Source organism: Natribacillus halophilus (genome assembly GCF_900100185.1).
Taxonomy (GTDB): domain Bacteria; phylum Bacillota; class Bacilli; order Bacillales; family Marinococcaceae; genus Natribacillus; species Natribacillus halophilus.
This window is the reverse complement of sequence record NZ_FNEN01000019.1, coordinates 20,014-46,191: the sequence shown is the minus strand read 5'-3', so window position 1 is coordinate 46,191 and position 26,178 is coordinate 20,014. Positions and strand designations below refer to the sequence as shown.

Annotated in this window: 29 protein-coding genes; 10 read left to right on the top strand and 19 right to left on the bottom strand. The window is 49.1% G+C overall.

Annotation, left to right across the window (positions count from 1 at the left end; all coding sequences use genetic code 11):
• Positions 1 to 291 (top strand): NAD(P)/FAD-dependent oxidoreductase (locus tag BLS58_RS14925; RefSeq protein ID WP_143018930.1); only part of this gene is annotated, 291 nt, incomplete at its 5' end.
• 77 nt (positions 292 to 368) lie between these two features.
• Here the strand turns inward: BLS58_RS14925 and BLS58_RS14920 are convergent.
• Together BLS58_RS14920 and BLS58_RS14915 are read right to left on the bottom strand one after the other, a co-directional pair.
• On the bottom strand, positions 369 to 722 hold the full coding sequence (locus BLS58_RS14920) for a HesB/IscA family protein (protein ID WP_090399616.1): 354 nt from the start codon (positions 720 to 722) through the stop codon (positions 369 to 371).
• Positions 723 to 910: 188 nt separating this feature from the next.
• A complete protein-coding gene (locus BLS58_RS14915; protein WP_090399614.1) occupies positions 911 to 1,072 on the bottom strand; it encodes an aspartyl-phosphate phosphatase Spo0E family protein in 162 nt (53 codons plus the stop codon).
• Between the two features lie 226 nt (positions 1,073 to 1,298).
• On the opposite strand from BLS58_RS14915, the gene mqnE reads away from it, so the two are divergent.
• Entirely contained in the window at positions 1,299 to 2,393 is a 1,095-nt protein-coding gene (mqnE, locus tag BLS58_RS14910; protein WP_090399612.1) for an aminofutalosine synthase MqnE, read from the top strand.
• A 149-nt stretch (positions 2,394 to 2,542) separates the two neighbouring features.
• Positions 2,543 to 2,815, top strand: a complete 273-nt coding sequence (locus tag BLS58_RS14905) for a hexameric tyrosine-coordinated heme protein (RefSeq protein ID WP_090399621.1) — start codon at positions 2,543 to 2,545, stop codon at positions 2,813 to 2,815.
• 44 nt (positions 2,816 to 2,859) lie between these two features.
• Here the strand turns inward: BLS58_RS14905 and BLS58_RS14900 are convergent, their stop codons facing one another.
• A complete protein-coding gene (locus tag BLS58_RS14900) occupies positions 2,860 to 3,900 on the bottom strand; it encodes a hypothetical protein (RefSeq protein ID WP_090399611.1) in 1,041 nt (346 codons plus the stop codon).
• A 545-nt stretch (positions 3,901 to 4,445) separates the two neighbouring features.
• On the opposite strand from BLS58_RS14900, the gene BLS58_RS14895 reads away from it, so the two are divergent.
• Positions 4,446 to 6,044 (top strand): ABC-F family ATP-binding cassette domain-containing protein, encoded by a 1,599-nt coding sequence (locus BLS58_RS14895; RefSeq protein ID WP_090399609.1) that lies wholly within the window; start codon positions 4,446 to 4,448, stop codon positions 6,042 to 6,044.
• 79 nt (positions 6,045 to 6,123) lie between these two features.
• Positions 6,124 to 6,678, top strand: a complete 555-nt coding sequence (locus tag BLS58_RS14890) for a hypothetical protein (protein ID WP_090399608.1) — start codon at positions 6,124 to 6,126, stop codon at positions 6,676 to 6,678.
• Positions 6,679 to 7,036: 358 nt separating this feature from the next.
• On the opposite strand, the gene BLS58_RS14885 is transcribed toward BLS58_RS14890, so the two are convergent.
• The 8 genes from BLS58_RS14885 to BLS58_RS14850 all read right to left on the bottom strand — a co-directional run bounded on the left by BLS58_RS14885 (position 7,037) and on the right by BLS58_RS14850 (position 15,474).
• Positions 7,037 to 8,188, bottom strand: a complete 1,152-nt coding sequence (locus BLS58_RS14885) for a saccharopine dehydrogenase family protein (protein ID WP_090399606.1) — start codon at positions 8,186 to 8,188, stop codon at positions 7,037 to 7,039.
• Between the two features lie 36 nt (positions 8,189 to 8,224).
• Positions 8,225 to 9,877, bottom strand: a complete 1,653-nt coding sequence (locus BLS58_RS14880; protein ID WP_090399604.1) for a thiamine pyrophosphate-dependent enzyme — start codon at positions 9,875 to 9,877, stop codon at positions 8,225 to 8,227.
• Positions 9,874 to 10,206: a DUF3870 domain-containing protein gene (locus BLS58_RS14875; RefSeq protein WP_090399602.1), complete on the bottom strand. Its 333-nt coding sequence runs from the start codon at positions 10,204 to 10,206 to the stop codon at positions 9,874 to 9,876. Before BLS58_RS14875 ends, BLS58_RS14880 begins: the two co-directional genes overlap by 4 nt.
• A gap of 23 nt (positions 10,207 to 10,229) precedes the next feature.
• Positions 10,230 to 11,720 (bottom strand): leucyl aminopeptidase, encoded by a 1,491-nt coding sequence (locus tag BLS58_RS14870; RefSeq protein ID WP_090399600.1) that lies wholly within the window; start codon positions 11,718 to 11,720, stop codon positions 10,230 to 10,232.
• 33 nt (positions 11,721 to 11,753) lie between these two features.
• Positions 11,754 to 12,941 carry a CaiB/BaiF CoA transferase family protein gene (locus BLS58_RS14865; RefSeq protein WP_090399598.1) on the bottom strand — a complete coding sequence of 396 codons (1,188 nt, stop codon included), beginning with the start codon at positions 12,939 to 12,941 and terminating at the stop codon, positions 11,754 to 11,756.
• A 25-nt stretch (positions 12,942 to 12,966) separates the two neighbouring features.
• Complete coding sequence (locus BLS58_RS14860; RefSeq protein WP_090399597.1) at positions 12,967 to 14,163, bottom strand: acyl-CoA dehydrogenase family protein; 1,197 nt, start codon at positions 14,161 to 14,163, stop codon at positions 12,967 to 12,969.
• Between the two features lie 196 nt (positions 14,164 to 14,359).
• Positions 14,360 to 15,211: a diaminopimelate epimerase gene (dapF, locus tag BLS58_RS14855; RefSeq protein ID WP_218126249.1), complete on the bottom strand. Its 852-nt coding sequence runs from the start codon at positions 15,209 to 15,211 to the stop codon at positions 14,360 to 14,362.
• Between the two features lie 26 nt (positions 15,212 to 15,237).
• On the bottom strand, positions 15,238 to 15,474 hold the full coding sequence (locus tag BLS58_RS14850) for a hypothetical protein (RefSeq protein ID WP_090399593.1): 237 nt from the start codon (positions 15,472 to 15,474) through the stop codon (positions 15,238 to 15,240).
• A 176-nt stretch (positions 15,475 to 15,650) separates the two neighbouring features.
• Between BLS58_RS14850 and BLS58_RS14845 the strand changes: the two genes are divergently transcribed.
• Complete coding sequence (locus BLS58_RS14845; RefSeq protein ID WP_143018929.1) at positions 15,651 to 15,833, top strand: YqaE/Pmp3 family membrane protein; 183 nt, start codon at positions 15,651 to 15,653, stop codon at positions 15,831 to 15,833.
• A gap of 136 nt (positions 15,834 to 15,969) precedes the next feature.
• On the opposite strand, the gene BLS58_RS14840 is transcribed toward BLS58_RS14845, so the two are convergent.
• Positions 15,970 to 16,206 carry a YuzB family protein gene (locus BLS58_RS14840; RefSeq protein WP_090399590.1) on the bottom strand — a complete coding sequence of 79 codons (237 nt, stop codon included), beginning with the start codon at positions 16,204 to 16,206 and terminating at the stop codon, positions 15,970 to 15,972.
• A gap of 281 nt (positions 16,207 to 16,487) precedes the next feature.
• Between BLS58_RS14840 and BLS58_RS14835 the strand changes: the two genes are divergently transcribed.
• The gene (locus BLS58_RS14835; RefSeq protein WP_090399588.1) at positions 16,488 to 17,570 is read left to right on the top strand and encodes an NAD(P)/FAD-dependent oxidoreductase; all 1,083 of its coding nucleotides are present in this window, start codon (positions 16,488 to 16,490) and stop codon (positions 17,568 to 17,570) included.
• Positions 17,571 to 17,611: 41 nt separating this feature from the next.
• Here BLS58_RS14835 and BLS58_RS14830 read toward each other — a convergent pair whose 3' ends face one another.
• Positions 17,612 to 17,914, bottom strand: a complete 303-nt coding sequence (locus tag BLS58_RS14830) for a DUF1462 family protein (protein ID WP_090399586.1) — start codon at positions 17,912 to 17,914, stop codon at positions 17,612 to 17,614.
• Between the two features lie 107 nt (positions 17,915 to 18,021).
• On the opposite strand from BLS58_RS14830, the gene BLS58_RS14825 reads away from it, so the two are divergent.
• On the top strand, positions 18,022 to 18,291 hold the full coding sequence (locus BLS58_RS14825) for a NifU family protein (protein WP_245723199.1): 270 nt from the start codon (positions 18,022 to 18,024) through the stop codon (positions 18,289 to 18,291).
• Between the two features lie 416 nt (positions 18,292 to 18,707).
• On the opposite strand, the gene thrB is transcribed toward BLS58_RS14825, so the two are convergent.
• The 4 genes from thrB to yutH form a co-directional block, all read right to left on the bottom strand.
• A complete protein-coding gene (gene thrB / locus BLS58_RS14820; RefSeq protein ID WP_245723198.1) occupies positions 18,708 to 19,631 on the bottom strand; it encodes a homoserine kinase in 924 nt (307 codons plus the stop codon).
• On the bottom strand, positions 19,624 to 20,700 hold the full coding sequence (gene thrC, locus BLS58_RS14815) for a threonine synthase (RefSeq protein WP_090399582.1): 1,077 nt from the start codon (positions 20,698 to 20,700) through the stop codon (positions 19,624 to 19,626). The genes thrB and thrC overlap by 8 nt, the downstream gene beginning before the upstream one ends.
• Positions 20,666 to 22,003: a homoserine dehydrogenase gene (locus BLS58_RS14810; protein ID WP_090399580.1), complete on the bottom strand. Its 1,338-nt coding sequence runs from the start codon at positions 22,001 to 22,003 to the stop codon at positions 20,666 to 20,668. The genes thrC and BLS58_RS14810 overlap by 35 nt, the downstream gene beginning before the upstream one ends.
• A gap of 121 nt (positions 22,004 to 22,124) precedes the next feature.
• Positions 22,125 to 23,156 carry a spore coat putative kinase YutH gene (gene yutH, locus BLS58_RS14805; RefSeq protein ID WP_176764783.1) on the bottom strand — a complete coding sequence of 344 codons (1,032 nt, stop codon included), beginning with the start codon at positions 23,154 to 23,156 and terminating at the stop codon, positions 22,125 to 22,127.
• A 161-nt stretch (positions 23,157 to 23,317) separates the two neighbouring features.
• Here yutH and BLS58_RS14800 point away from each other — a divergent pair, with 161 nt between their 5' ends.
• Positions 23,318 to 23,809 carry a phosphatidylglycerophosphatase A family protein gene (locus BLS58_RS14800; protein ID WP_245723197.1) on the top strand — a complete coding sequence of 164 codons (492 nt, stop codon included), beginning with the start codon at positions 23,318 to 23,320 and terminating at the stop codon, positions 23,807 to 23,809.
• 2 nt (positions 23,810 to 23,811) lie between these two features.
• On the opposite strand, the gene BLS58_RS14795 is transcribed toward BLS58_RS14800, so the two are convergent.
• Together BLS58_RS14795 and BLS58_RS14790 are read right to left on the bottom strand one after the other, a co-directional pair.
• The gene (locus BLS58_RS14795) at positions 23,812 to 24,597 is read right to left on the bottom strand and encodes a TIGR01457 family HAD-type hydrolase (RefSeq protein ID WP_090399576.1); all 786 of its coding nucleotides are present in this window, start codon (positions 24,595 to 24,597) and stop codon (positions 23,812 to 23,814) included.
• A gap of 4 nt (positions 24,598 to 24,601) precedes the next feature.
• The gene (locus tag BLS58_RS14790; RefSeq protein ID WP_090399574.1) at positions 24,602 to 25,048 is read right to left on the bottom strand and encodes a DUF86 domain-containing protein; all 447 of its coding nucleotides are present in this window, start codon (positions 25,046 to 25,048) and stop codon (positions 24,602 to 24,604) included.
• Between the two features lie 108 nt (positions 25,049 to 25,156).
• On the opposite strand from BLS58_RS14790, the gene glpX reads away from it, so the two are divergent.
• On the top strand, positions 25,157 to 26,146 hold the full coding sequence (gene glpX, locus BLS58_RS14785) for a class II fructose-bisphosphatase (RefSeq protein ID WP_090399573.1): 990 nt from the start codon (positions 25,157 to 25,159) through the stop codon (positions 26,144 to 26,146).
• Positions 26,147 to 26,178 lie beyond the last annotated feature (32 nt).

Below are 26,178 nucleotides of genomic sequence, written 5' to 3'. Positions count from 1 at the left end.
CAAAAAGTGGTCGACGTCGACAACGTGATCGTGAACTATGGGTTCATCTCTTCCCTCGGTCCCATTAAAACGTGGGGGCTCGATACGACAAAGAACTCCGTTATCGTCAATTCCCGCATGGAAACGAACATCAAGGGGATCTATGCTGTCGGAGATATTACCTCCTTCGATGGCAAAGTGAAGCTCATAGCCACCGGATTTGGCGAAGCACCGACGGCTGTAAGTAATGCCAAGTCCTATATGGATCCTTCCGCTCGCCTACAACCCGGGCATAGCACGCACATGTTCTAGAGGTGAGAGGTGGGAAGTGAGAAGTGAGATAAAAAAGTCCGTATGACGGTTTGTGCCGCATACGGACTTTTTTCGTTTTAACAATTTTCCGGGGTGCCGACATTTTCCTTCGTTCGGAATGATGCCCCACACCCACACGATAAAAGAGCGTTCGGATTATCCATGGTAAATCCGCCACCCATCATGTTTTCTTTATAGTCAATGACGAGACCGTTAATAACCGGCCTGCTCTCCCCATCAATGAGAACGCCCAAGCCCGACTTGTCGATAACGGTATCATCTTCATTCTGGTCCGTATCGAATCCGAGCCCATATGATAGGCCACTGCAGCCACCGCCCTTGACTCCGACTCTTAACATCAAGGAAGGATCGCCTTCTTCTTCCTTCATGGCTTTAACCCTCGTGATCGCGGCATCGGTAATTTCGATCATCTTCATTTGCCTCCTTCCGACTTTAAAAGGCTAAAGAAAGTGTCATTCATGTATGTGCTTCATACGTCAGACAGCGACGTTGAAGTATTTAAATGATAGCATAAATGACAACGGTTTAAAAGTCCAGCGTCCTGAAAAATGATACAGGAGACATGCCCTGACGCTTGCCTCCTGCATATGGAAACCGTTCATTTCTTCAACAGAGCTGTATGCTTCCGATCAATTTGGCGGCTGTAATACAGTACGAGTGGATGTTCCATCCCATATGTACTCGCTGCATCCACCATTTTGGTGCGTAACTGCTCTATATCTTCTTCCTTGTGGCTCTCGATAACACCGAGATTATTCATCACGTACTCACCTTCCCTGCTACTTTTTCCATTACCTTTGCGTTTTGTCTTTATTTGTCTATTTTAACCTAAAATAAACATGGAGGCAAAGCGTTTACGTCCATATTCCCAATTTCTCAATTAAAAAACGTGGAATATTCATGGATTGCTTCCCCTGCGGCCTGTTCGGATGTATAATAGGAGAAGGCAACATAAGATTTACGCGAGCTATCTAAGGAGGACTAAAATGGCTACGTTAATACAAGATGCCGAGCTGCAAGCCATCCGTGAAAAAGTGCAGAACGGAGAACGTCTGACGATTGAAGATGGCCTGACATTATACAACTCCGCCGACTTGCTCACCGTCGCGCAGATGGCCAATGAAGTCAACGAGCGAAAAAACGGCGACAGCGTTTATTTTATAGAAAACATGTATATTAATCCCACGAATGTGTGTGAAGCAAACTGTGCGTTCTGCGGTTTCAAGCGCAAGCCCGGCGAAGAAGGCGCTTATACGATGGATGAGGCCGAGTTGCTTAAATATGTCAGCGACCGCTGGAATGATAACATACGTGAATTCCATATCGTCGGCGGACATAACACAGATGTACCTTTTGACTATTACTTAAATACGGTTCGCGCGCTGAAAAAGAATTATCCAAGTGCAACCGTTAAAGCATACACGGCAGCGGAAATTGAATTCTTCGCCCGCCATGCCGGCCTTTCCATGCGGGAAGTCCTGCAAGAATTGATCGACGCCGGACTTGACACGCTCCCCGGAGGGGGCGCCGAAATTCTCACCGAGCGCTACCGGGCGAAGATGAGCCCTGAAAAAGCAAGTACCGACGAATGGCTGGAAGCCCATGAAATCGCCCATGACCTGGGATTAAAAACACATGCAACAATGCTTTACGGCTCCATCGATACGTACGAAGAGCGCTTAATCCATATGGACCGCGTCCGCCAGCTGCAAGATCGCACCAACGGCTTTATGGTCTTTATCCCGCTGGCCATGCAGCCACGTAAAAAGAAAGCGGGACTGGAACGACGCACGTCCTCATTTGATGATATGCGCACGATCGCGATTTCCAGGCTGATGCTCGACAACTTCCCGCACATTAAAGCTTACTGGATTAACATCGGCCCGCAACTGACGCAAATGGCGCTCACGTTCGGCTCCAGCGATATTCACGGCACGCTGATCGAAGAGCGGATCTCCCATTCTGTCGGCGCATTGACTGAACAGGGAATCACGCGAAAAGAACTCGTACACATGATTAAAGGTGCAAACAAAACCCCCGTGGAAAGAGATACATTTTATAATACCGTGAAAACGTACTAAGGAATATGTTGCCCCCGGCGTGAAATGTGCCGGGGGTTTTTGTTTTTATTATATCCAGAGGGTTTTTTCTTATTTTTATGTATTTTCTTCTAGCCGGTTTGCAAGCGCATATGTATATAAATATAAAATATACAAAGGAAGTGAACGGCTTGTCGAATGATCAGCTGCAAACGTTGCAAACAAAAACGCCAGAAGAAGGATTTGAATTAGCAGTTAAGCTCTCACAACATGGGGTGGAGGTTACACAGACTTCCGAAGAGATCAGACAAATGTTACGTCCGGTATATGCCAGAAATGCGGACAGTTTAATAGCCGTATCACAAGTCATCGCGATTCATTTTCAAACAATAGCCGCCGCGAACAACTATTGGACAGTGCGGACACCGCAGTATTGGAGGAGGCCCCCACAATACTGGTATTGATAACACCGTTATAACCAGTTACAAAAGGGCCTCCCTTATGCTGATTAAGACTGTATATACGCCATCAAATCTTCTGTGATCGCGCTTACTTGTGTTTCATCAAATGTAAACTGATCTTCCATTATTTCCAGATAAGTTCCCGCAGCAACAAGATGCTTTAATCCTTTTTTCATATAAGCTTTATAAGCGCCATTGACCTGATTGATTTCATCTGCATACTTCTCATCTGTTCCGGGGGTTACCGCCTCTTTATAAAGATCCACTATTACCTCTGTCTCCCTGTCAGGAAAAAACTCATGGGGGTCAGTGCTGTCAAACATACAAAAATCAAGATCGCGCACAATCAGCATATCGATGCTTCCAGGATCAAAGCTGCAGTGGTAAAATTCAACGTCGAAACCATGCTGCTTGCATGCCTCCCCAATTTTTTTCATGAACGTGGATTTGCCGGTCCCTGCCCGCCCTTTAATATAATAAACATTTGAAAATTTCCCCTTTAAATGCGGAACTTCATTTACAATGCCGTCAGAAGTATTTGTACCGAATAAACGGTGGTATTCATGTGCTGTCCGCCCTTTTTTCTGAACATCCTGAAGCAACTTGACAATGAATGTCTCTGTGAGTGTTTCCGCTTTTGCAACATCCATTTCCGCGATATAAATATCCTCCAGGTCGTCATGGATGCGAAGTCCTGTTGCAAAATCGCTGTATGCAGATTGTTTTTTATCTTGATACTTATTGTCTGCCTCCAAGAAATCATTTGACAAAGAAGCCGGCACGTACGTGCCCAGATCAAATGCTTCTTCTAATGTACCCTTGGTCTGAACCGTGTCAGTAACAAAAGTGATGGCTTTTTCACGTATGATCAATCCATCCAGATAATCGTACCCATGGGGGCTTAAAAGAATTTCTAACGGGTCGTTCTTTTCAAGCTTGTTGATTAATTGTTTCATGACTGCCGTTTTCAATGTTTCGGACGGATGTTCCAGCGCAATCACTTTTTCCCCATTGAGATTGGACGGGAAGTAATCAATAAGTCCATCAGCAGTATTTCCACGTACGTAATACCTTTCATGATTAGCCAAAGAGACACATCCTTTAGGTTATCTGATGCAAATATTTTATGAACACCAGCCTATATATGTGTTTCTTGTCGTGTCGTCCATTCGGACAAATCCACTGGATGAGCGGGGAAGACTGTACGAATAGAGCATTCATTCGGACATAAGAAGGGGGTAGTCATCTAAAATTGTCCGAATAGGAGGCTCATTCGGACACAACCAGCATCGATCGGCCAAAAAATATCCGAAAGAGGCCGCTTATACGGACAAATCGACTGGGCAAGCAAGCGTTAAAAATTACAGTTATCCTGGAAAGTGGACCCGAACAATTAGCTGGGAAGCCATAATCCAACCGATCCTTACAGCCAATGGCGCCACCAAACCAAAAGATCTGCCACCTAGTGATATCTCCTCCACGTCATATTAGGACTTTGACGAAACCGTGCACCGTTCACATTCAGGAACGTGTATTAAAGCCAAAAACGTGTTATGATGGAAAACAGACTGTTTACTCATAAAACACGCAACCATTTTTTGGTTATTTTCATATAAGAAAGGGTCGATATCTTTTGATCAGTTGCGAAAATATCGCTTTACGTTTCGGTGATAAAAAACTTTTTGAAGAAGTCAATATCCAGTTCAATCCCGGTAATTGTTACGGATTAATCGGCGCAAACGGTTCCGGCAAATCGACATTTTTGAAGATTCTTTCCGGAGAGATTGAAGCTCAGACCGGAGAAGTGCATATCGGCAAAAACCAGCGGCTCGCCGTTCTCAAGCAGGATCACTACGCGTATGAAGAATACGGAGTGCTCGATACGGTGATCATGGGCCACGCTCGCCTTTATGAAGTCATGCAGGAAAAGAACGCTATCTATATGAAACCGGATTTCTCCGATGAAGATGGCATGCGCGCCGCTGAACTTGAAGGGGAGTTTGCGGAATTGAACGGTTATGATGCCGACAATGAAGCCGCCTCCTTGCTGAATGGCCTCGGCGTCACAGATGATCTGCATCACAAAAAGATGTCGGAAATCGCCGGTTCCGATAAGGTCAAGGTACTGCTCGCGCAAGCCTTGTTCGGAAATCCCGACATCCTTCTGCTCGATGAGCCGACGAACGATCTGGACATTAAGGCGATCCAATGGCTCCAGGAATTCTTGATCAATTTCGAGAACACGGTCATCGTCGTTTCCCACGACCGCCATTTCCTAAACAGCGTCTGTACGCATATCGCCGACATCGATTACGGCAAAATCGAGCTCTATGTCGGAAATTACGACTTCTGGTATGAATCGAGCCAGCTGGCGCGCCAAATGGCCAAAGAACAAAACAAGAAAAAAGAAGAAAAGATCAAGGACTTAAAAGCGTTTATCGAACGTTTCAGCGCGAATAAATCCAAATCCAAGCAAGCGACATCAAGAAAGAAAACATTGGAAAAAATTCAGCTGGATGACATTAAACCGTCATCACGACGTACGCCATATGTTGCCTTTAAACCCGACCGGGAAATCGGCAATGATTTGTTGACCGTCGAAGGGCTCTCCAAAAAGATTGACGGAAACAAAGTTTTGGACAACGTCAGCTTCACACTCGAACCCAATGAAAAAGTAGCGTTTGTCGGTGACCAGGAACTGGCAAAAACAACACTATTCCGCATTCTCGCCGGGGAACTTGAGCCGGATGAAGGCTACAACAAATGGGGGGTCACCACAAGCCAGTCTTATTTTCCAAAAGACAATTCCCCTTATTTTGAAGGCGTTGACTTAAATCTCGTTGACTGGTTGCGTCAATATTCCGATGATGAAAATGAAACGTTCATCCGCAGCTTCCTGGGAAGAATGCTGTTCAGCGGCGAAGAAGCGCTGAAAAAGGCACCGGTTCTTTCCGGGGGCGAAAAAGTGCGCTGCATGCTGTCAAAAATGATGCTGAGCGGCGCCAATGTGTTGATTTTGGATGAACCGACGAACCATTTGGACCTCGAGTCCATTACCGCGCTCAACAATGCCTTGAGTGATTTTAACGGTTCCGTTCTATTCTCATCCCATGACCACCAGTTCATTCAAACGATCGCCAATCGCATCATCGAATTCACGCCTGAGAAAGTCATCGACAAAAAACTCACTTATGAAGAGTATTTAGCTGAACTGAATTTAATCAAGCAATAAGCCGGGGGTAGGCCCCGGTTTTTTTTGGATAAAACGCCTTCCCGATTGGCATTCTATGTATATAGAGGGGGTTGTGCAAATGGAGAAAAGCATATCTCTTTGTATTCTTTTCCTGTTTACGGTGCTGGCTTTACCTGCCACCGCCCAGTCAGACAACCAAGCGGGGGAAGAAGCACAGATCCAAAAACCGAGACCACTTGTCGAAGATGTTTTCACAGGAGAAAAGGACGATCTTGTTCAGTCGCTAAAAGCCATACAAGAGTGGACACAGCATTTTTTGAGTGATAATGAAGGCGACATCGATACAGAAACCGGAGCGCATATGGTGGAAGACCTCCAGGATTATTACAGCGAAGACATGGCACTGGAGATCTATAACCAATTTCATCGCCCCCATTTAATGGAACCCGACGATTTTAACGATTATATAGAGGTTGATTCATTATTACACCGAGACATCGATAGCGTGGAGGTCGCTGCTAAAAATGATGGGGCCATCGTCCATATGAAAACATCTTCCGTTGAAGATGGCGCGGGAAACAGAGCCTATTTTGAGGAGACGTTTGCACTTAATTACGATTCAGACCGAGAAGTATACGTCATCTCCGGGATGAAATCAGAGCAAACGAAGTAAGCCGCCCTGCGCCACGGTTCCGTCAAAGTCCAAATATATTCGCGGATGTCCGAGGGACCGGAGATCGCTCCGATCTTTATGACACTTGAATCGTGTTGTTATACCCCAAAGGCAGGGTATCTCACTCCGAGAGGGACCAAGAATCACGTTGTCATCCCTCGAACGACGGGGATCGAACCAATCCGAGAGGGCGATGTGATCTCCCTCGGGCTCGTCTTAGAAAGGCGATTTTTATTCCCTTAAAAATCGTTTTACTTTGACTTTACCTTGTAACCCCCCACTCCCACCGCCCTATCACCGTTGGAATTGTAGAAGAAATCATTCAAAATGGTATTGAAATCACTTCGAATAACTCTGCCTAATCCATTACAGATTCCATAATATGCACCCCTCGCCTGGCCATCGCCTCTATATAAGTGTCTCCGGGCACGATTTGCTCAGGTGGATAGACGCCTCGTTTCGTTATTTCCCCTGCTGCCACCATTTGTGCCACCACTGAAATCGTATTGGCTGTGGCTTTTGCCATTGCTGTTATATGACTGTCGCGATCCTTGAACGTGGTCATTTCATATGTGTATGTCTTTGCCTTTCCTTCGTTGCTGCCTTCCACGATAACACGCAGGAGGACAGCATCCTCTTTATCTTTCAAATCCACGATGGGATCGAGCACTTTCAGCAAAACATCGCGAGGCCGGACTTCCTGGCCATTTATATCGATGGCATAGTCTCTTTCCGTCAGGTTCAAATCGACAAGGAGCTTAAATTTTTCGGCATGGCCGGGGTAACGAATCGTCTTATATTCCAATGTGTTCAAGTTCGGGTAAGAGCCAATCAACGTCGATGTCCCGCCGGAAGTGTGGAAAGCCTCCAATGGTCCGAACTGATCAAAATAGATAGGTTCTGTTTCCGACAAAGAGGCGACACACTGCTTATTCCCGTTACGGATGATCGTTGCAGGGTCGGTATAATGATCAAAGACCCCTTCCATGGAAAAGACATGATTATATTCCAGTGGCGGTTCCGGCCGTAGAGGAATGCCGCCGACGAATAACTTAATCGATTGGGCCCGGTCGAGTTTGCTCACACCATGTCCGGATAAAATATTGATCATCCCCGGCGCAACCCCGAGATCGGGAATAAGCGTCACGCCTTTTTGTTTGGCATCCTTATCCTTTTTGAGCACTTGTTCCGTTACATGGCCGATGTGTCCACCCAAATCCACACAATGGACACCCGCTTCGATGGCTGCATTGGCTACCGTGACATTAAAAGAGTAAAAAAGGGCGTTAACGACGACATCATAATCGGCAATAAAAGTAGATAATGCAGCAAAGTTGTTGGCATCCAGTTGATACCCGCCCAAACGGGAAGAGTCAAGTTGTGCACTCGCGCGTTCTACTTGTTTTATATCAATATCGGTCAGTGCAACGGCTTCAACCCCGGGACTTTTGACGAGATCTCTTGCCACTTCTTTTCCCATTAGACCAGCACCAAGAACAGCGATTTTCAATGGATAATGCCTCCTTCGATTTATCCTAAACTATGACTAAAACACCTCGCGCATGTCTGCGATCGTTTTTTGGTAGGCAACATACGGTTCTTCATCGCATTTTACATCTATGACGGTCGTCTGCCTTGATTGCAGGGCGGCTTCTAAAGCTGTCCTGAATTCCTCCGTATCTTCCGCGTGCAAACCGGTAGCCCCCATCGCCTCGGCCAGCTTGGCAAAATCAATGCTGCCCAGATCGGTTCCGATCACTTTTTCCGGATAATGCATTTCCTGGTGCATGCGGATCGTCCCGTACATGTTATTGTTGAATACCACACAGATGACCGGACATTCAGCACGTATGGACGTTTCAATTTCCTGGAAAGTCATCAGCACTCCGCCATCGCCGCAGAGGGCAACGACCAGGCGGTCCGGCACGGCGTTTTTGGCACCGATGGCAGCCGGCAGTCCATATCCCATCGCCCCATTCGTCGGACCGATGAACGAGTGTGGCCGTTTCAAGCGAAAACGGGCATTCACCCACGTGGCATAATTGCCGGCATCATTGGTGAGAAGAGCATCTGCAGGTAAGCGCTCATAAAGAGATTCAACCACCGCGCTATAGATCGAATCATCTCCCGGCTTCTCCACCAAGTGATCAAAGGATTGCTTGCATGTCTGCAGCCACTCTGTCCATTTACGATGAATGGGCTTTTCCGTAAAGGTTTGCAATGCCATTTTTAAATCGGCAACGATGCCGAGGTCGGGAGGATAGACCTTACCGAGCGTATTGGGATCAATATCAACGTGAACGAGCGCCTGGTCCCAATTCAGAAGCGTATAATCCTGGGATGTTGCCTCCGACAATCTCGTTCCCAGGGCAATCACCAGATCCGCCTCCTGAAAATGGTTCACGAGCGATCGGGGCGCCCCTAAACCCATGTGTCCCACGTATGCCGGATGATGATTGTCCATAAAGTCCTGCCTGCGAAAGCCGGCGATGACCGGAATGTCAAACTTCTCAGCAAAATCAAGCAAAGCCTTCTCGGCCCCTGCTAAAAGCACCCCGCCTCCCGCGATCACCACAGGACGCTCTGCCCGCTCCAATAATGCCTGGAATTGAGCAGCTTCTACAGAAGAAGGGACAGGCCTTGCTTTATGAGCCGCAGGGCCAAATGTCATCAACGCCTCATCCCGCAGCATATCTTCGGGCAAAGAGACGAGCACAGGCCCCGGGCGTCCGCTTTGTGCGACGCGAAACGCTTTTTGCACCAATTCCGGCACCCGTTCCGCATCACTGATTTCTGTCGTCCATTTGACCATTTCATTAAAATTGCGCGCGAAATCTACTTCCTGGAATCCTTCGCGGCCACGAAATCCTCTTTTAACCTGTCCGAGAAAAACGACGAGGGGCGTGGAGTCCTGATAAGCGGTATGTATCGCGATAGAGGCGTTGGCCGCGCCCACACCCCGTGTCGCCATGAGAACGCCTGGCTTTCCGCTCACTTTTGCATAACCTTCCGCCATAAAACCGGCTCCGCCTTCGTGCCGATTCGATAGGAGCCGGATCGATGCCTGATGCTCCAAAGCGTCCAGCACGGCAAGGAAACTCTCGCCGGGCACGGTAAACACGCGCTCGACACCCTCAATGCGCATGCATTCGACCACTGCTTCCCCGCCGGTCATCGTTTTTTGATAACGTGCGTTCATACTTCCTCATTCCCTTCCAACATGGCTTCGTATTGGCGATACAAATCCTGGACGGCGGCAATCAACGCGTTGGTCGCTTTTCCTTTATACTGGCGGGCGATTAATGCTTCCGCTTCCGCCAACTCAGTCCGCAGACTGATCCCTTTTAAAAGATCATGAATATATTGGCGACCATGATCGGTCGCCAGCGTACATGAAGCTTCGAGAATCACCCCATATTTGCGGTCCACTTCCGCCGTAATCGTGAGCGAATCAAAGACACTTTTCGCCGCCATTCCTTGCGGAAGTTTAGCATGCCCGGCTATAAAACACGTATGTTGAGTGGCCATGGAAAATAACTCCCTTACAGATATTATTCGTGCGCAAGCATCGCGAGCGTACGTACCATTACACCCGTTCCCCCTTTAGGGCCATGCGGCGTTTCGCGCTCGAGATAGGCAGTGCCGGCGACATCCGCATGGATCCACGGGGTATCGTGAACAAATGCCTTGATAAAAAGTCCGGCGGTAATCGCCCCTCCTTCGCGCCCGGGGGAATTTTCCAAATCGGCCACATGACTTGAACGCACCATTTCTTCGAAACGCGGATGCGTAGGAAAACGCCAAACGGGTTCCCCTGCTTTTTCGGCGCTTTTCGAGAACACGTTATAAAACGTGTCGTCGTTGGCTACCGTTCCTGTTATGACATCACCCAGTGCCACAACGCATGAACCGGTAAGTGTTGATACATCAACGATTTGACTCGCACCCAGATGCCGGGCATAGGCAACGCCATCCGCGAGGATCAATCGCCCTTCCGCATCTGTATTGGTTACCTCAATCGTCTGACCATCAAATGTGCTTAACACATCCCCCGGTTTCATCGCTGATCCGTTGATAAGGTTTTCGGTGACGGGAATGACAGCCATCACGTTTTTCTCCGGTTGCATGCGTCCGATCGTTTCGAAGGCGCCGAGCACAGCACCCGCGCCGCCCATATCCGATTTCATCGTTTTCATTCCATGCCCCGGCTTTATGGAATAGCCGCCGGAATCATACGTTATCCCTTTGCCGACGAGGGTCAATGGCGAATGCCAGGTTTCCTCTCCTTGATACCGCAAAACGATCATGTGTGCCGACTGGTCCGATCCCCGGTTCACGGCCAGAAGCGCGTGCATCCCCAGGGATTCCAGCTCCTCTTTGTCGAGGATTTCCGCTGATAAGTCATCATATCGGTTCGCTAGCGCCTCTGCTTCATTGACCAATGCACCGGGGGTTAAATCATTCGCAGGGAGATTGACGAGTGTGCGCGCAAGATTAACGCCCTGGCCAAGCGCACGGCCATGATGAATGCCTTCTCTTATCGCCTGGGATTCCCCCTCCTCAGTGTAGAGGGTGTAATCATAGTTCAGCGGCTCATCTGTTTTTGTTTTGTAAACATCAAAACGATAGGAAGCGGTTAAGGATGCATCAGCAAAGGCTTGGGTTACCGTATACACAGAAAACGAATCATTGCAAAAGGTATCCAGCAAGACGCCGACCTTCGTTTCTTTCTGCTCATTTACGGTTTTAATGGCAGCGCCAAACGCTTCCTTCAAGGACGGAAACGTGCGCTCTTCACTTTTGCCAAGACCGACGAAGATTACTCCCCGCAGGTCTTCCCCTTCGTCCATGAGAGTCAGCGTTGTTATTTTTCCGTTTTCGGTCGCTATCCTTTCGTTCTCCCAGTCACGGTTCAATGCAGTGAAGAACGTTTTGTTGCCTTTTTCCAGCTCGCCCGGAAGTTGATCACGATCGGCATCTATACCGACGACAAGCACGCGGTCATGGCTTTTTTTCGTCCATTTCTTTTCAACTGTTATCATTTTCGGCCTCCGATCGTATTTCCTTCAACTACCTTAAATGATACCTTCTTTTTTGAGTGCCTGTAAACGTTCTTCACCAAAACCGAAGGTTTCTGTCAATATTTCCTCCGTGTTTGCCCCCAGTATGGGCGGGGCACTATCAATGGGTAACGTTTCCCCGTTGGTGCGGATGGGATTCCGGACGAATGCCACTTCTCCTAATTTTTCATGTTGACCCGTCTTCACCATTTCACGGTGCTGCACCTGGGGGTGGTCAAACACTTGTTGGATGTCGTTCACGGCACCGCACGGCACCCCGTGATCAGTAAGCTGTTCTTCCCACTCCGCGGCGGTTTTTTGAACGAATACGGATTCGAGCAATGACCGGAGCTCGTCACGGTTTTCGATACGATCATGATTCGTCTTAAAGCGCTCATCTTCCGCCCATTCCGGATGCCCCAACACATGCGCCACTTGCGCGAACATCCGGTCATTGCCGGCCGCGATCATGATTGGATCATCAGCGCATTTAAATGTTTCATAGGGTGTAATATTTCCGTGGGCGTTGCCGATTCTTTTTGTGACATGATCTTTTAACAGATAACTGCTAGCCACGTTTGCCATAGAGCTGACTTGCACATCCAAAAGGGAAAGATCGATATGTTGCCCCTTTTGCTCCTGGTCGCGTACCCGCAAGGCTCCCAAAATACTAATGGCGACGTAATGGGAACTCATAATGTCAGAAACGGGTATGCCCACCCGTGTGGCTTCTCCATCCTTTTCACCGGTCACATCCATTAAACCACTGACGGCCTGGATGACCGGGTCATAACCGGGGTGTTTATGCATAGGGCCGGTTTGTCCGTAACCGGTGATGGAGCAAAGGATAATATCCGGTTTAATAGTCTGCAAACGCTCGTAGCCAAGCCCGAGACGGTCCAGTGTCCCCGTCTTAAAATTCTCCACGACAACATCGGCGGTTTTGACAAGTTCCTCAAAAAGGGAGCGTCCCTGGTCCGTCTTTAAATTCAACGTCATCGAGCGTTTATTCCGGTTTGCGGCCATATAATAGGTGCTCTCCCCTTCCACGAATGGGTACCAATGGCGAATATCATCGCTGCCGCCGGGTTGCTCCACGCGCAAGACGTCGGCGCCCATGTCGGCCAGAAGCATAGTCCCCAAAGGGCCGGCCAAAACGCGGGAAAGATCGAGCACTTTTATTCCTTTTAAAGCATTTTCCATTTTTATCCTCCATTTCTACAGAAACCTATTCCTCAAAAGGCCACGCCGGCAACATTTTTCTTAATGGCTTATCCTCGGTCATTCCGAGCGCGTAGCTCGCCTGCATAATCGTATGAATCTCCCTGGTTCCCTCGTAGATGACCGGCGCCTTCGAGTTTCGCAAGTAACGCTCCACCGGGTATTCATTCGAGTAACCGTACGCTCCGTGAACTTGCACCGCATCATTGGCCGCTTCATTGGCAAAATTACAGGCTTGCCATTTCGCCAGCGACGTTTCCCTGGTATTGCGCACACCCTTGTTTTTCAATTCGCCGGCTTTGTACACGAGCAAACGGCTCATCTGCAGGCCCGCTTCCATATTGGCAATCATTTGCTGGACAAGTTGGTGCTTGCCGATTTCTTTGCCAAATGTTTTGCGCTCATGGCAATAGGCGACCGAGGCTTCCAGGGAGGCCATAATCAGGCCGCAAGCCCCTGCTGCGACCGTGAAGCGGCCGTTATCAAGGGCGGACATGGCGATCTTAAAGCCTTCTCCTTCTTCACCGAGGAGATTTTCTTTCGGCACTTTCATATCATCGAAGAAAATTTCACCGGTGTTGCCCGCACGAATGCCGAGTTTGCCTTTGATCGCCTGTGAGCTAAATCCAGCCCACTCCCGTTCAACAATAAAGGCGGAAATATTGCCATGTTTGCCGGAGCGGTCGCCGGTATAGGCAAAGACGAGAAAATAATCAGCAATGTCGCACAATGAGATCCATGTTTTGGACCCATTCAGAATATAATAATCGCCGTATTTTTCCGCCGTACTGTTCATGGCGGCCACATCGGAGCCTGCGTTCGGTTCCGTGAGTCCGAATGCGCCCACTTTTTCCCCGGAAGCAAGAGGGGTTAGGTATTTTTGTTTCTGCTCTTCCGTGCCCCATTGCAAAATCGTCATGCTGTTCAAACCGGTGTGGACGGACGTTGCGGTCCGAAAAGCGGTATCACCACGCTCCAGCTCTTCGCAAACGATGGCAAGCGTATTGTAATCCATGCCGCTTCCGCCGTATTTCTCCGGAATGCAGATGCCCATAAGCCCAAGCTCAGCCATCTTATCCAGGACACTGTGTTCAAAATGACCGCGCGCGTCCCACTCGCCGATGTAGGGCATAATTTCATCGTCAACAAAGTTACGAACTGTTTTCTGTACCATTTTCTGTTCTTCCGACAATGTAAAATCCATAAATCATCCACCTCTCCCTAAAAAATAACTAAAAAAAGCCAGTTTACTCCGCGGAAGTAAACTGGCTGTTAACCTTAGAACCTCTCCGGGCATTGGACGAGGATAAGGTTTTAACAGTTCATCTTGCTTAAAAGATACCACTGAAAGCGATTTCCGTCAACCAGGAACGGGCTTAAACAAATGTTTGTTTAAATCCTCAATGATCCATGTAAGTGCCCTCGCACACGGTGACCGCCTGCCCTTTCATCCACACGTGGTCATCTCTTGAAGACCAGCGAATCAGTAAATCGCCGCCCGGCAAGTGAACGGTGATATCTTTGTCCTTACTTGCTTTGCCGTTCAATACAGCCGCCACGACCGCTGCGCATGCGCCTGTGCCACACGCACGCGTCACACCGCTGCCTCGCTCCCATACCGCAAAGTTCATTTCCGTCTCGCTCATAATGGAAATAAATTCCACATTCGTTCCATCCGGAAAAAGATCAGCGTTTTCCACGACTGGTCCATCCGTTTCTACTGAAGCCTCAGCAACATTCTCCACGAAAAATACGGCATGGGGATTTCCCATGGAAACGGCCGTAAAGGTGTAATCTGTGCCATTGACGTGTTCGGTTGAAGCGATCACAGGCTCATCAAGGGCGGCGCCCTCGCCGCGCATCGGCATTTCCTTTCGCTTGAGCTTCGGGAGCCCCATGTCCACGGTAACTTCATGGACTTCTCCCGTACGACTTGGATGAACGTTGGCAGTGACGATGCCCCCAAGGGTTTCAATCGAGAATTCTTCTTTCTGAACGTACCGATGTTCATAAACGTATTTTGCTACACAACGCAGACCATTCCCGCAATTTTTTGCTTCCGAGCCGTCGTTATTAAATACACGCATACGAACATCTGCGATCTCAGACGGCAATATGAGAATCAGCCCATCGGAGCCAATTCCGGTGTGAGGGTCTGCGACTTTGACAGCCAAAGCAGGAAGCTTTTCCTCATTCGGCAATGATTCCCGGAAGCTGTCAACATATATATAACTATTTCCAAGACCATGCATTTTCGTAAACTTCACTTCTGAATGCCTCACTTTCGCAAACGTTCCGTTGCCCACAAATAATCGTCATCAGCATATGCGATCGTTATCTTATAATTGCAGCAGGGCATGATTAAAGGGGTTTTTATCCCGTCAACTGCGTTGTTCATTTGTTTCTTTTTCATATATGTCAGCACATTTTCAGCGCCACAATGCGGGCATTCGTTAAAATAAATATCATCCTGAATCCGCTCGTACGGCCAAGTGTTTTCAAAAGGTAACTCCATAATGACTACCTCCTTGTTGACAGTATAGCGCAAAAACAGTGATCGTCAATGAAGCTCTATTGTCTTATTTCCCGGGAAATACTCGAAAATTGCGCGAAACTGTGGTTTGCCCATCCTGAATAAGCGGGAATAATCATGAATAAGATATGGTTATATCATTAGCTGGGGTGTTTATCGTGCTCTATTTATTAGGTGTTATTTTACCGCCTGTTGCTTTATTAGTCGTCGGCAAGCCCTTTCAAGCCATCCTTAATCTCTTTCTCCTCTTATTATTCTGGATTCCGGCAGCCGTTCACGCGATCTTTGTCGTCCATGAAGTCAAGGCCGATCGCCGGGCTAAAAGATACGGAGGGCCTTAAATGTATGTGTTATTCCAGAGGTCAGAGTTCGGAGGCCAGAGGCCGGAAAATGCCTATGAACTTCCGATGTCTGACTTCCGGACCAGGGGAATCTGCCAAAAAAAGCACGTCTGTCCGGAACATACGTGCTTTTCCTCTATATCATGCCATTTTCTTCCATGAAAGAATAAATATTGGCGAGCAACTCATCGTTATCTGCACCTGTAACAACTTCACCGTCTACAAGGGCATAGTCGTTATCGGCACAAGTTGTGCAAAATCCGAGGCAGCCATACTCGACAACTTCAAGGCCCGGGTCCTTTTCCAATTCTTCCAGCACAGGATGGGTTCCGCTAGCCAAGTTACTCACACAGAACTCGACGATTGGAAACATTTTTTTCACCTTCCATGTTACAAACTCCCATCACGCTTGTATGATACGCTGCACTCATTTATGGTAGCGTCTTTGGCTCCTTGCGTCAACAGAACCGCTTGTCTCTTCTCCCACCTCCCACTTCTCACCTCTAGTATGTGTTGTCTTCTATTTACAAAATCGTTATAATTTAAGAAGTGTGTTTTACGATAACAACCATTCATGATAACCGCGAGGGCATTTGGGTATATTTTATAAAGCTACCCCCTCCGCACCCATTATCATCAAAGGGGCACTCATATATGCAAAAACTTGTCATATTGGGCGGCGGCTATGGCGGAATGAAAGTCATGCAGCAATTAGGTCCCAAAGACTTACCCGACGATTATGAAATCATTCTTGTCGACAAATTGCCGTACCATTGTCTTAAAACCGAATATTATGCTTTGGCTGCCGGTACAGAATCGGATCATGATATCCGTGCACCTTTTCCCAAACATGTCCGACACCATTTCGGAACAGCCCATGGCATTGATCTTGATGAAAAAATCATCACCCTCTCCACTGATCAGGCAAGCAATGAGACATTGGCCTACGATAAACTGGTGATCGGGCTGGGAGCAGAAGACAAATATCACGGTGTTCCCGGCGCGAAAGAGTACACCTTCAGTATCCAAAGCATGGAGAACACGAGGCGTACATATGAAGCGATCAGTAACCTTCCTCCCCGGTCCAGTGTCTCCGTGGTCGGTGCCGGGTTATCAGGCGTGGAGCTGGCGGCAGAGCTTCGGGAAAGCCGTCATGATCTATCTGTGCAATTATTCGATCGCGGGGAAACGATTTTACCGATGTTCCCGAGAAGACTGAGCTCTTATGTGACCTCCTGGTTCGAGAAACACGACGTCGATATCATCAGCAATTCCAACATCACCCGAGTGGCCGACGGCGCCCTTTACAACCACGACGATCGCATCAAGTCCGATGCCGTTATCTGGACAGCAGGCGTTCAACCCGCAAGTGTCGCTCGCCATTTGGATGTCGAACACGATGATAGCGAACATATCATCCTCACTGAACATCACCATATCCCCGGACACCCGGATGCTTTTGTGGTCGGGGACTGTGCAAGTCTCCCCCATGCACCGAGCGCGCAACTCGCCGAAAAACAGGGAGAGCAAATTGTGGATATATTGAAGATGCAATGGAAGGGAGAGGAACTCCCGGACACGATGCCGGAAATGAAACTGAAAGGAACGCTCGGATCACTCGGCAAGAAAAAAGGGTTCGGAACGATGATGGGAGAAAAAGGAGCCGTTACCGGACGCGTAGCCCGCCTCCTGAAAAGCGGTGTCTTATGGATGTACAAGTACCACTCCGGTGTTTGAAAAAAACAGCTCCTCGCAACGAAAGGGAGCTGCTTTTATCGTTATCCCGTTAAATCGTCCATCTTGGCGTAGATGGTCTTGATTTGCGGAGGCCCCTCGGCAACCACATCGCCATTAATGGTTACAAGTGGATAAAGCCGGTCGTTTTCGATAATATCGTTGGAAAGGGCCTCGTGTCCTTTTTTCGGATCTTCGATATCGATATAATCGAAACTCAGCTTTTGATTTTGATATTTCCTATTCAGCAATGCTTCCAGCCATTCTTTTGTCTCCAGCGCCGACGGCTGATTCACGCAACTTGCGCATTTTTTCTCTGCACCGTAAACGTTAATGGTAATTGACATATCAACGCCTCCTCCCTATACTAATTGTACAATGAAATGACTTTTCAAACATCCTTTTTGCTAAAGATAAGCGTGAATCATGGATTTTTAGTGATCAGGGTACTATAATGGAGTGTAAAGAGAAAGGAGTGTTTACGATGACAGAGACTGTAGACATCACCGGACAGGTACAGGAAGTAATCGAAAAGCTCCGGCCGTTCCTTCTTCGTGATGGTGGCGACGTTGAACTGGTCGAAGTCGAAGACGGCATTGTAAAATTACGTTTGATGGGCGCGTGCGGGACTTGCCCGTCCTCAACGATTACATTAAAAGCAGGCATCGAGCGGGCACTGACTGAAGAGGTGCCGGGTATAACGGAAATTGAACAGGTTTTTTAACTCCTGTATTAAAAGCTCCGAACATAATGGTTCGGAGCTTTTTTCTGTTCAGTTTTTACGGACAATTTTTACCGCTTGCCTAGCCGGTGTGTCCGAATAAATCCCTATTTCGGACACTTTTTGCTGATCAGCCCCTTCTTTTGGCCGAATGAATGTTCTATTCGGACAGTTTTTACCGATCACCTAGTGGATTTGTCCGTATTTTCAGTGTAGCCTCTTATTTCAGCCGTACTGCATTAGTGCAACACCTTTGATGACCTAATCGCAATCAACCACAGGCGTTAGGTCGCCATAAACCAATATCGACGACCTAACTCAAGGCAAACATATGCGTAGGGTCGTCATAAACCGCTTTTGATGACTTAATCCGGAGGAACTTACCTGTATTAGGTCGCCATTATTGACGTTTTTATTTTTCAAAAAGAAGCGACAGACGCTTCGATAGCATCATGAGCTTCGACACCCTGCACGGCCGGCTTGGCTGCTTCCACATGATACTCCGGATAATCGTTCTGGATCGCGGCCGCAATCTCCTGGCCCCGGCCTAACGGTGTGAGACAAAGAACCGTCGGACCTGCCCCGCTTAACGCGGCTCCATAGACGCCATACCCCCTGACATCATGAAGGGCTTCGGAAAGACCGGGAATCAATGCACTCCTATAAGGATGATGATAGCGGTCAACGCCCATCATTTCCCCGACCAAAGGCCAGTTCCCGGATAACAGGGCAGCAACCAGAACATTGCCGCTCGCCCCTGCTTTCACGGCCTCCCGGTAGGACAGTGTCTCCGGCAACACCTCTCTCGCTTTCGATGTGAGCAATTCATCGCTCGGAATCATTAATACGAGATCAACTTCCGGGAGCTGACGAGTGACGACACGCGTTTTATCATCGCTATGCATGCCAATGGTTAGCCCCCCGTAAAGGCAAGCGCCGACATTGTCCGGATGCCCTTCCAGTATGCTCGCGAACCGTAATTTTTCTTCCTTTGTCAAGCCCAGGGCCACCAATTGGTCAGCGAGCTCAATCGCTGCGATGATCGCCGCAGCGCTGCTTCCGAGGCCACGCGCGAGCGGAATGTCAGAGCTCATATGCACATGGCAGGGGGGTAACGCTTTCTGCTTCGTTGCCGCCATGGCCCGGGCGACTTCATAGACCATGTTCTTTTTTCCCGAAGGAATCCCTTCCAGATGGGGAGAAGAAGTGGTAAAATGCCAGGCGTTCGCTTCATAGACCTCCAGCGTCAGATAACGGTCCACCGCCAAGCCGACCGAATCAAACCCCGGTCCCAGGTTTGCCGAACTTGCCGGTACATGAATGATCATTCGTTGTTCAGCCACGGACGCCCACCCCCTCTTCCTGGTGTAATTGAGAGCGAAATACATCAATATCGTTTGAAATGCGAACGGGTGAAATATCGCTCGTATCAAGGGCCGTCGCCGGGTCCTTAAGACCGTTACCCGTGAGCACACAGACGACCGTGCTTCCCTGTTCAATCTCTCCCGTCGCCAGTTTCTTTCGCAAACCTGCAAGTGAAGCACAGGAAGCGGGCTCGGCGAAAACGCCCTCCGTCCTGGCCAGACCTCGGTAGCTGGCAACAATGTCTTCATCGCTTACAGCATCAAATCCACCGCCCGCTTGCTCGACAGCTTCGATAGCTCCCGTCCAACTGGCAGGATTCCCGATACGGATCGCGGTTGCCAACGTATCCGGTTGCGGAACGATTTCATTCCGAGCAATCGCGGCAGCACCATCCGCCTCAAAGCCAAACAGGCGCGGCTGCCCGGTACCGCGGGCATCATCGTACTCCTTGAAACCTTTCCCGTAAGCCGTGATATTTCCCGCGTTGCCAACGGGGATACAGAGAACATCCGGCGCCTGACCGAGAACGTCACAAATCTCAAAGGCCCCCGTTTTTTGCCCCTCCATACGATAAGGGTTCACGGAATTCACGAGTGTGACATCTTCTTTTTCACTGACTTCGCGAACCATGTTTAAGGCTTCATCAAAGTTGCCTTCAATTTCAAAGGCTTCCGCCCCGTACATGCTTGCCTGCGCCAACTTCCCGAGTGCCACTTTCCCTTCCGGAATCACGACGATCGTGCGCAAGCCCGCGCGGCTGCCGTAAGCCGCCGCTGAGGCCGATGTATTTCCCGTCGAGGCGCAGATAATCGCCTTGCTACCCGCTTCTTTTGCTTTTGCAACCGCCATCACCATCCCGCGGTCCTTAAATGAACCGGTGGGATTGACGCCTTCTGTCTTTACATATAGATTCACGCCCCACGCTTCCGACAAGGACGGAAGATGAATCAGGGGCGTCCCTCCTTCATGAAGGGTAAGCTGCGGTGTCGCCGATGTCACCGGCAGATAATCTTTATACGAGTGCAAGATCCCTTTGTTCGGGGACATCGACTTCGCCTCCTTCTACACGGTAACGGCTTTTTACCGTTTCTACGACATCCAGGCTTGCTAGATCATCGCTGATTTTTTCGAGACTGGAGCGACTTGTTTCATGCGTGACCATGGCGACTTCTGCTAAATCCGTGGAATCCAGAGGCAGTTGGATAAGCTTCTCAAAGCTCACCTTGTTCGACGTAAAGACAGACGTGATCTTTTTGAAAGCGCCCGCGACGTCGTGTGCATGGAGACGGATAAAATATTTGGCGTAGATGTCTTCATCTTTTTTCAAAACGGTTTCTTCATCAGCTGAAAGGTTAACTTCTGCCTTCGCCGTCCCCAAACGAATCTGGCGGATCACGCTTACGACGTCAGATACAACCGCCGTAGCCGTCGGAAGGGAGCCTGCTCCCGGACCGTAGAACATCGTTTCTCCGACGGCTTCTCCATACACATAAACAGCATTGTATTCATCGTGAACAGAAGCGAGTGGATGACTGTCAGGGATAAACACAGGCTCCACGGACACTTCGACTCCTTCTTCATTTCGCTCGGCAAGACCGATCAATTTTAACGTATAGCCCAATTGTTGACCGAAAGCGATATCCTCGGCGGTAACAGCTGTCATCCCTTTAAGGTGAACTTCATCCAGTTGAACCGAAGCGTAAAAACCGAGACGTGCCAAAATAACCATCTTACGGGCCGCATCCAACCCTTCCACGTCCGCCGTAGGATCACTCTCGGCAAACCCCAGCTCCTGGGCTTGCTGCAACGCTTCATCATAGCTTAGCTCTTCCTGGGTCATTTTCGTGAGCATGTAATTGGTCGTACCGTTTACAATGCCAATCATTTTCGTAATCCGGTCAGAGGCCAACCCTTCCGTTAACGAGCGTAAAATCGGGATACCTCCGGCAACGCTTGCTTCATAAAGAAGTTCACAATTTTGCCGGTCCGCAAGCGCCAACAGCTCATCTCCATGCAAGGCCATAAGATCTTTATTTGCGGTGACAATATGTTTGCGATTCTTTAGTGCTTTCTCGATATACTGCCGTGCTTCCTCAACCCCGCCCATCACTTCAACGACAAGGTCAATGTTCGGATCCTCCAGGACCTCCTCGGCTCGCGTTGTATAAAGGTCTCTATTTACATGGCCATCGCGTTGTTTCTCCAAATCACGAACGAGCACCCTGCGAATATCCACATCAGCGGCGCCCGTTTTGGCCATCAATTCTTTTTTATGATGTTCCAGTATATGGATAATCCCGCTCCCCACTGTTCCAAGTCCCAATAGACCGATTCCGATTTTATCACTCATGGTCTCTCCACCCCTTTAGCTGCTTCATTTGTTCATCTGAGAAATACAAATGTCTTTTCATTAAGGACATTATAGACTTTTCTCGAAGAAATAACAAGGGGTGATTTCTTGATTTAAACGCTTACATTGAAAAAAATTTCGCTAAGCGTTCTCTCGTGAACCAGTGTGCGTTTGCTACCTCCGGGAGTTCGGCGCGTAAACATTGAGATATATGCTTCATATAACGCTCTTCCCCTGCAAGCGCCATCTCCAATGGTTCCTCGGATACCGACGAACGCGCGTCACTCACGCCTTCATTCATATAATGTTCTTCGACAAGTTCGATGTAGGATAACGGAAATAAAAGCCGCGCCCCTACGAGTGCCCACGTTTGCGAAGGAAGCGGTTGGCCATGCGTATATTTTTGCAGGAAATCAGCGGCTTCAGCCTCGTCGTCTTTTTCATACCAATACCTCAGCTGTTCGCCAATATCCCGGGCGGGATGGTCATAAACAAACGATAACGGCATTTTAACCTGAGTCCGGTGTTCATCGGCAACCATCCAGGCCCTTGGTGTAAAGCGCGTATGAGTGATTGTTGCCTCATAAGGAGGAAGTAACTGCTCACGGCCCTCCTCGACGAGCCATTGCATCGCTGTTTCCGCACGCCCAAGATAATAAGGAAATGTATATAAAAATTGTTCATCGAAGGCTGTTTTTTGCAGCCTGTGCGCGATCGTTTGCTGAAACGCCTCCAGCTGCTCCATTCGGGCCTCCCATAAGGAAAGCCAACGTCCGTAGAGATGGAGTTCGCCCACTTCCGGTACCCAACCGCGACTGAAGGCATGAATCAGCGCCAGGGTCTCTCCCTCCGACGTCGCTTCCGCTCCCTCTCGTGGCGACCATTGCGGCAAGCGAAATAGAAGTTGTTGCATGCCGTCAACCTTTGTCACCGCTTTTTCGTTTACGTCGGGCACAAGCTCTGCGATCTGGGGAATCCCCATGCTTTGCAGCTCTGTCGCCCAGGCCATTTGCACCCGTAAATGGTCCTGGCGCCGCAGCGAAGGCATCAGCACATAGGTGTGCTCACCGGAACGAAATCCTTCATATTGACCGAACGAAAATTTCTCGTCACAGTAAAGTCCATACTGCTCGTAAATATTTTTTTCAAACAACGCGGGCACCCCCATTTCCTACATATGTATGGCAGAGGGAGTCGTTCTAGTCATTGCGTCTTTAGTTTTAAAAAAGTAAGATGACATGAAGGGGTTCCGTTTCTTTTCATGTTGTTATGAATAAGATAATAGAGAGACCGGAAGGAGAGAGACCGAATAAAATGGAAAAAATATCAACCGAACTGGCTGTCCAGACGTTAGAAGAGAGGGGCGTGACCGTTGAGGATCTCACAAAGCTCGTCTATGACTTGCAAGCGCCCTACGTACCGAACTTAAACGCGGAGACATGCCGCTACAACGTTATGTGTGTCCTCGCCAAACGAGAGGTCCAAAACGCTTTATTGACCGGCATTGAACTAGACCGCCTCGCCGAAGAAAAAAGACTAAGCTCTCCGTTGCAGGAAATTGTTGCGGCAGACGAAGGGTTATACGGGATAGATGAAATTATCGCCCTGGCGATCGTCAATGTCTATGGGTCGATTGGACTGACGAATTTCGGCTATGTCGATAAAATAAAACCGGGTATTATCTCCGAACTCAACAATCACGGGCAAACGAGATGCCACACCTTTCTTGATGATATCGTGGGGGCGATCGCTGCGGCAGCATCCAGCCGTCTCGCTCATTCCAACGAAGGCGTTGCGGAGGATTAGTATCATAAACCGAGAAGTTTCACATCCAGGTTCGTGAGTGAATGGGTCGGCTGATGATCCTTTTTGGTAAGTTCAGCAGCAGGTGTTACCCCGGTATCCACATGAAGCGTGGGAACGCCGGCATTGATGCCAGCGAGAATGTCGGTATCATAATTATCGCCGACAAGAAGTGTCTCTGCCTTTGGCGTCCCCAATAGGGATAAAGATTGTTCCACGATCCAGCGCTCCGGTTTCCCAATGAACGTCGGTGTCACATGGGCTGCCGTTGCAATCGCGGCTACGATCGATCCGTTTCCCGGCATGTACCCGTTTTCAGAGGGGATGGTCCGATCTGCATTCGTGGCGAGGAGCGCGGCGCCGTTAAGAAGCGCCCGCTGGGCTTTCACCAACTTTTCATATGTAAATGAACGGTCAATACCAACGATAACAGCATCAGGATCTTCATCCGTAAAAACAACGCCGATCTCTTCCAAAGCGTGGACAAGACCCCGTGACCCAATCACATATGCGCGAACAGGCGGACGTTGAACGCCCCAATGCTCACGCACGTAAGCCGCCATGGCCATACTGCTCGTATAGACCTGCCCGGCGCTTGCGGGCACGTCCATGCGCTTTAATTTTTCCGCGATTTCCGCCGGTGTTCGCGAAGAGTTATTCGTCAAGAAGACATGCGGAATTCGCCGCTCCGCGAGGGCATGCACAAAATGAACGCTTTCTGCAATCGCTTCGTTTCCCTTATAAATCGTGCCGTCCAGATCCAATATATAGCCGTGATACGATGCTAACATGCCTTCACCTTTCCTCCGGACCAAAAGCTGATACCGGCCCAAGTTCTTCTTCAAGATAGGTCCGGACGGCATCCGGAAAAACGGCCATCGCTTCGTGATGGGTACGTAACGTTTTGCCCAGCGCCTCATGGTCTACGTTCAGATAATCCCGCACGAGCGTTTTTCGCCATAAAAGCACGGCTTGTAACGATTGGGCCGTTTCTTTTGCGATCACTTTTTCATCTTCCAGAATATCAATGATATCGCTATAGCCTCCGGGATCACGCATGATAAACCCGTCGATCATTTGATTTCCCACGTCGATCATCGCCTCCAGCCACTGATGAGCCAAACGTTCCAGGGCTAATTTTTGCACTGGCTCGGTCCACTCTTTTTGTTCGTGGAAAGAATACAGTAAATGTTCCATATATTGAAGTCTGTTTTCAAGCAAAGATCGGTCAACAAAGTACATATAGACTCACCTCTTCAGCCTATTATACGTGAGGCCGGGACGAGTTAAAAGGTATTGGGGAGTGTGTTGTGTTACGATGGTACAAGATAATGAGATGGAGGACCTCACATGGAAAGAGAATTGGCACTGGAATTGGTACGCGTGACGGAAGCGGCTGCTCTTGCCTGTGCGCAGTGGCTCGGTCGCGGGCAAAAAAATGAAGCGGATGACGCGGCGACGACCGCGATGCAGACGATGTTTCAATCGATCCATTGTAACGGAACGGTCGTTATCGGCGAAGGGGAAATGGACGAAGCGCCCATGCTTTACATCGGTGAAAACGTAGGGAATGGCGAAGGACCGGAAGTGGACATTGCCGTCGATCCGTTAGAAGGGACGAACATCGTTGCCAAAGGACACTCGAACGCGATGTCGGTAATCGCGATCGGCGACAAGGGGACCCTCCTTCATGCTCCGGACATGTACATGGAAAAAATCGTGGTCGGCCCGGAAGCCGCAGGGCTTGTGCGTTTGGATGATCCGATCGAAAAATCCATTGAAGTCGTGGCCAGAATGATGAACAAACGCGTGCAGGATGTAACCGTTATTATTCAGGAACGGGCACGACATGAAGAGCTGGTGGAGCGGATAAGAGCGAAAGGGGCACGCGTCCAACTTTTCGGCGACGGGGATGTAAGTGCTTGCCTGGCGAGCGCAACCACGGGCACCGGCGTGGACCTGTTTGTAGGTACCGGGGGCGCGGCTGAAGGTGTGATTTCTGCAGCTGCTGTGAAAGCGCTCGGCGGAGATATGCAAGCTCGCCTCCTGCCGAGGGATGAGATGGAAACAAGTCGCTGTAAAGATATGGGGATCGAAGACCCGAATGCCCCTTTGCAGCTTCGTGATCTCGTTCAGGGCGACGATGCGATCTTCGCGGCCACAGGCGTCTCCAAGGGTGAATTGCTTAATGGGGTTCATTTTATCGGTGACGATATGGCAGAGACAGAATCCATTGTCATGCGGGCGAAGACACGAACCGTTCGCTCCATAAACACCCGTCATCATCTGCAGCATAAGCCTTCCTTTCTCCCCGGGCTTGCACGTGGCACCGATGAATAAATCACTTCTTCGCAGACGATAGTATAAGCAAA

Coding starts and splice junctions, on each gene's coding strand:
- BLS58_RS14920 (WP_090399616.1), bottom strand. CDS start 722: ATGATCGAAATTACCGATGCCGCGATCACGAGGGTTAAAGCCATGAAG.
- BLS58_RS14915 (WP_090399614.1), bottom strand. CDS start 1,072: ATGAATAATCTCGGTGTTATCGAGAGCCACAAGGAAGAAGATATAGAG.
- mqnE (WP_090399612.1), top strand. CDS start 1,299: ATGGCTACGTTAATACAAGATGCCGAGCTGCAAGCCATCCGTGAAAAA.
- BLS58_RS14890 (WP_090399608.1), top strand. CDS start 6,124: ATGGAGAAAAGCATATCTCTTTGTATTCTTTTCCTGTTTACGGTGCTG.
- BLS58_RS14880 (WP_090399604.1), bottom strand. CDS start 9,877: ATGAACGCACGTTATCAAAAAACGATGACCGGCGGGGAAGCAGTGGTC.
- BLS58_RS14875 (WP_090399602.1), bottom strand. CDS start 10,206: ATGGCCACTCAACATACGTGTTTTATAGCCGGGCATGCTAAACTTCCG.
- BLS58_RS14870 (WP_090399600.1), bottom strand. CDS start 11,720: ATGATAACAGTTGAAAAGAAATGGACGAAAAAAAGCCATGACCGCGTG.
- BLS58_RS14865 (WP_090399598.1), bottom strand. CDS start 12,941: ATGGAAAATGCTTTAAAAGGAATAAAAGTGCTCGATCTTTCCCGCGTT.
- BLS58_RS14860 (WP_090399597.1), bottom strand. CDS start 14,163: ATGGATTTTACATTGTCGGAAGAACAGAAAATGGTACAGAAAACAGTT.
- dapF (WP_218126249.1), bottom strand. CDS start 15,211: ATGCATGGTCTTGGAAATAGTTATATATATGTTGACAGCTTCCGGGAA.
- BLS58_RS14850 (WP_090399593.1), bottom strand. CDS start 15,474: ATGGAGTTACCTTTTGAAAACACTTGGCCGTACGAGCGGATTCAGGAT.
- BLS58_RS14840 (WP_090399590.1), bottom strand. CDS start 16,206: ATGTTTCCAATCGTCGAGTTCTGTGTGAGTAACTTGGCTAGCGGAACC.
- BLS58_RS14835 (WP_090399588.1), top strand. CDS start 16,488: ATGCAAAAACTTGTCATATTGGGCGGCGGCTATGGCGGAATGAAAGTC.
- BLS58_RS14830 (WP_090399586.1), bottom strand. CDS start 17,914: ATGTCAATTACCATTAACGTTTACGGTGCAGAGAAAAAATGCGCAAGT.
- BLS58_RS14825 (WP_245723199.1), top strand. CDS start 18,022: ATGGAGTGTAAAGAGAAAGGAGTGTTTACGATGACAGAGACTGTAGAC.
- thrC (WP_090399582.1), bottom strand. CDS start 20,700: ATGTCCCCGAACAAAGGGATCTTGCACTCGTATAAAGATTATCTGCCG.
- BLS58_RS14810 (WP_090399580.1), bottom strand. CDS start 22,003: ATGAGTGATAAAATCGGAATCGGTCTATTGGGACTTGGAACAGTGGGG.
- BLS58_RS14800 (WP_245723197.1), top strand. CDS start 23,318: ATGGAAAAAATATCAACCGAACTGGCTGTCCAGACGTTAGAAGAGAGG.
- BLS58_RS14795 (WP_090399576.1), bottom strand. CDS start 24,597: ATGTTAGCATCGTATCACGGCTATATATTGGATCTGGACGGCACGATT.
- BLS58_RS14790 (WP_090399574.1), bottom strand. CDS start 25,048: ATGTACTTTGTTGACCGATCTTTGCTTGAAAACAGACTTCAATATATG.
- glpX (WP_090399573.1), top strand. CDS start 25,157: ATGGAAAGAGAATTGGCACTGGAATTGGTACGCGTGACGGAAGCGGCT.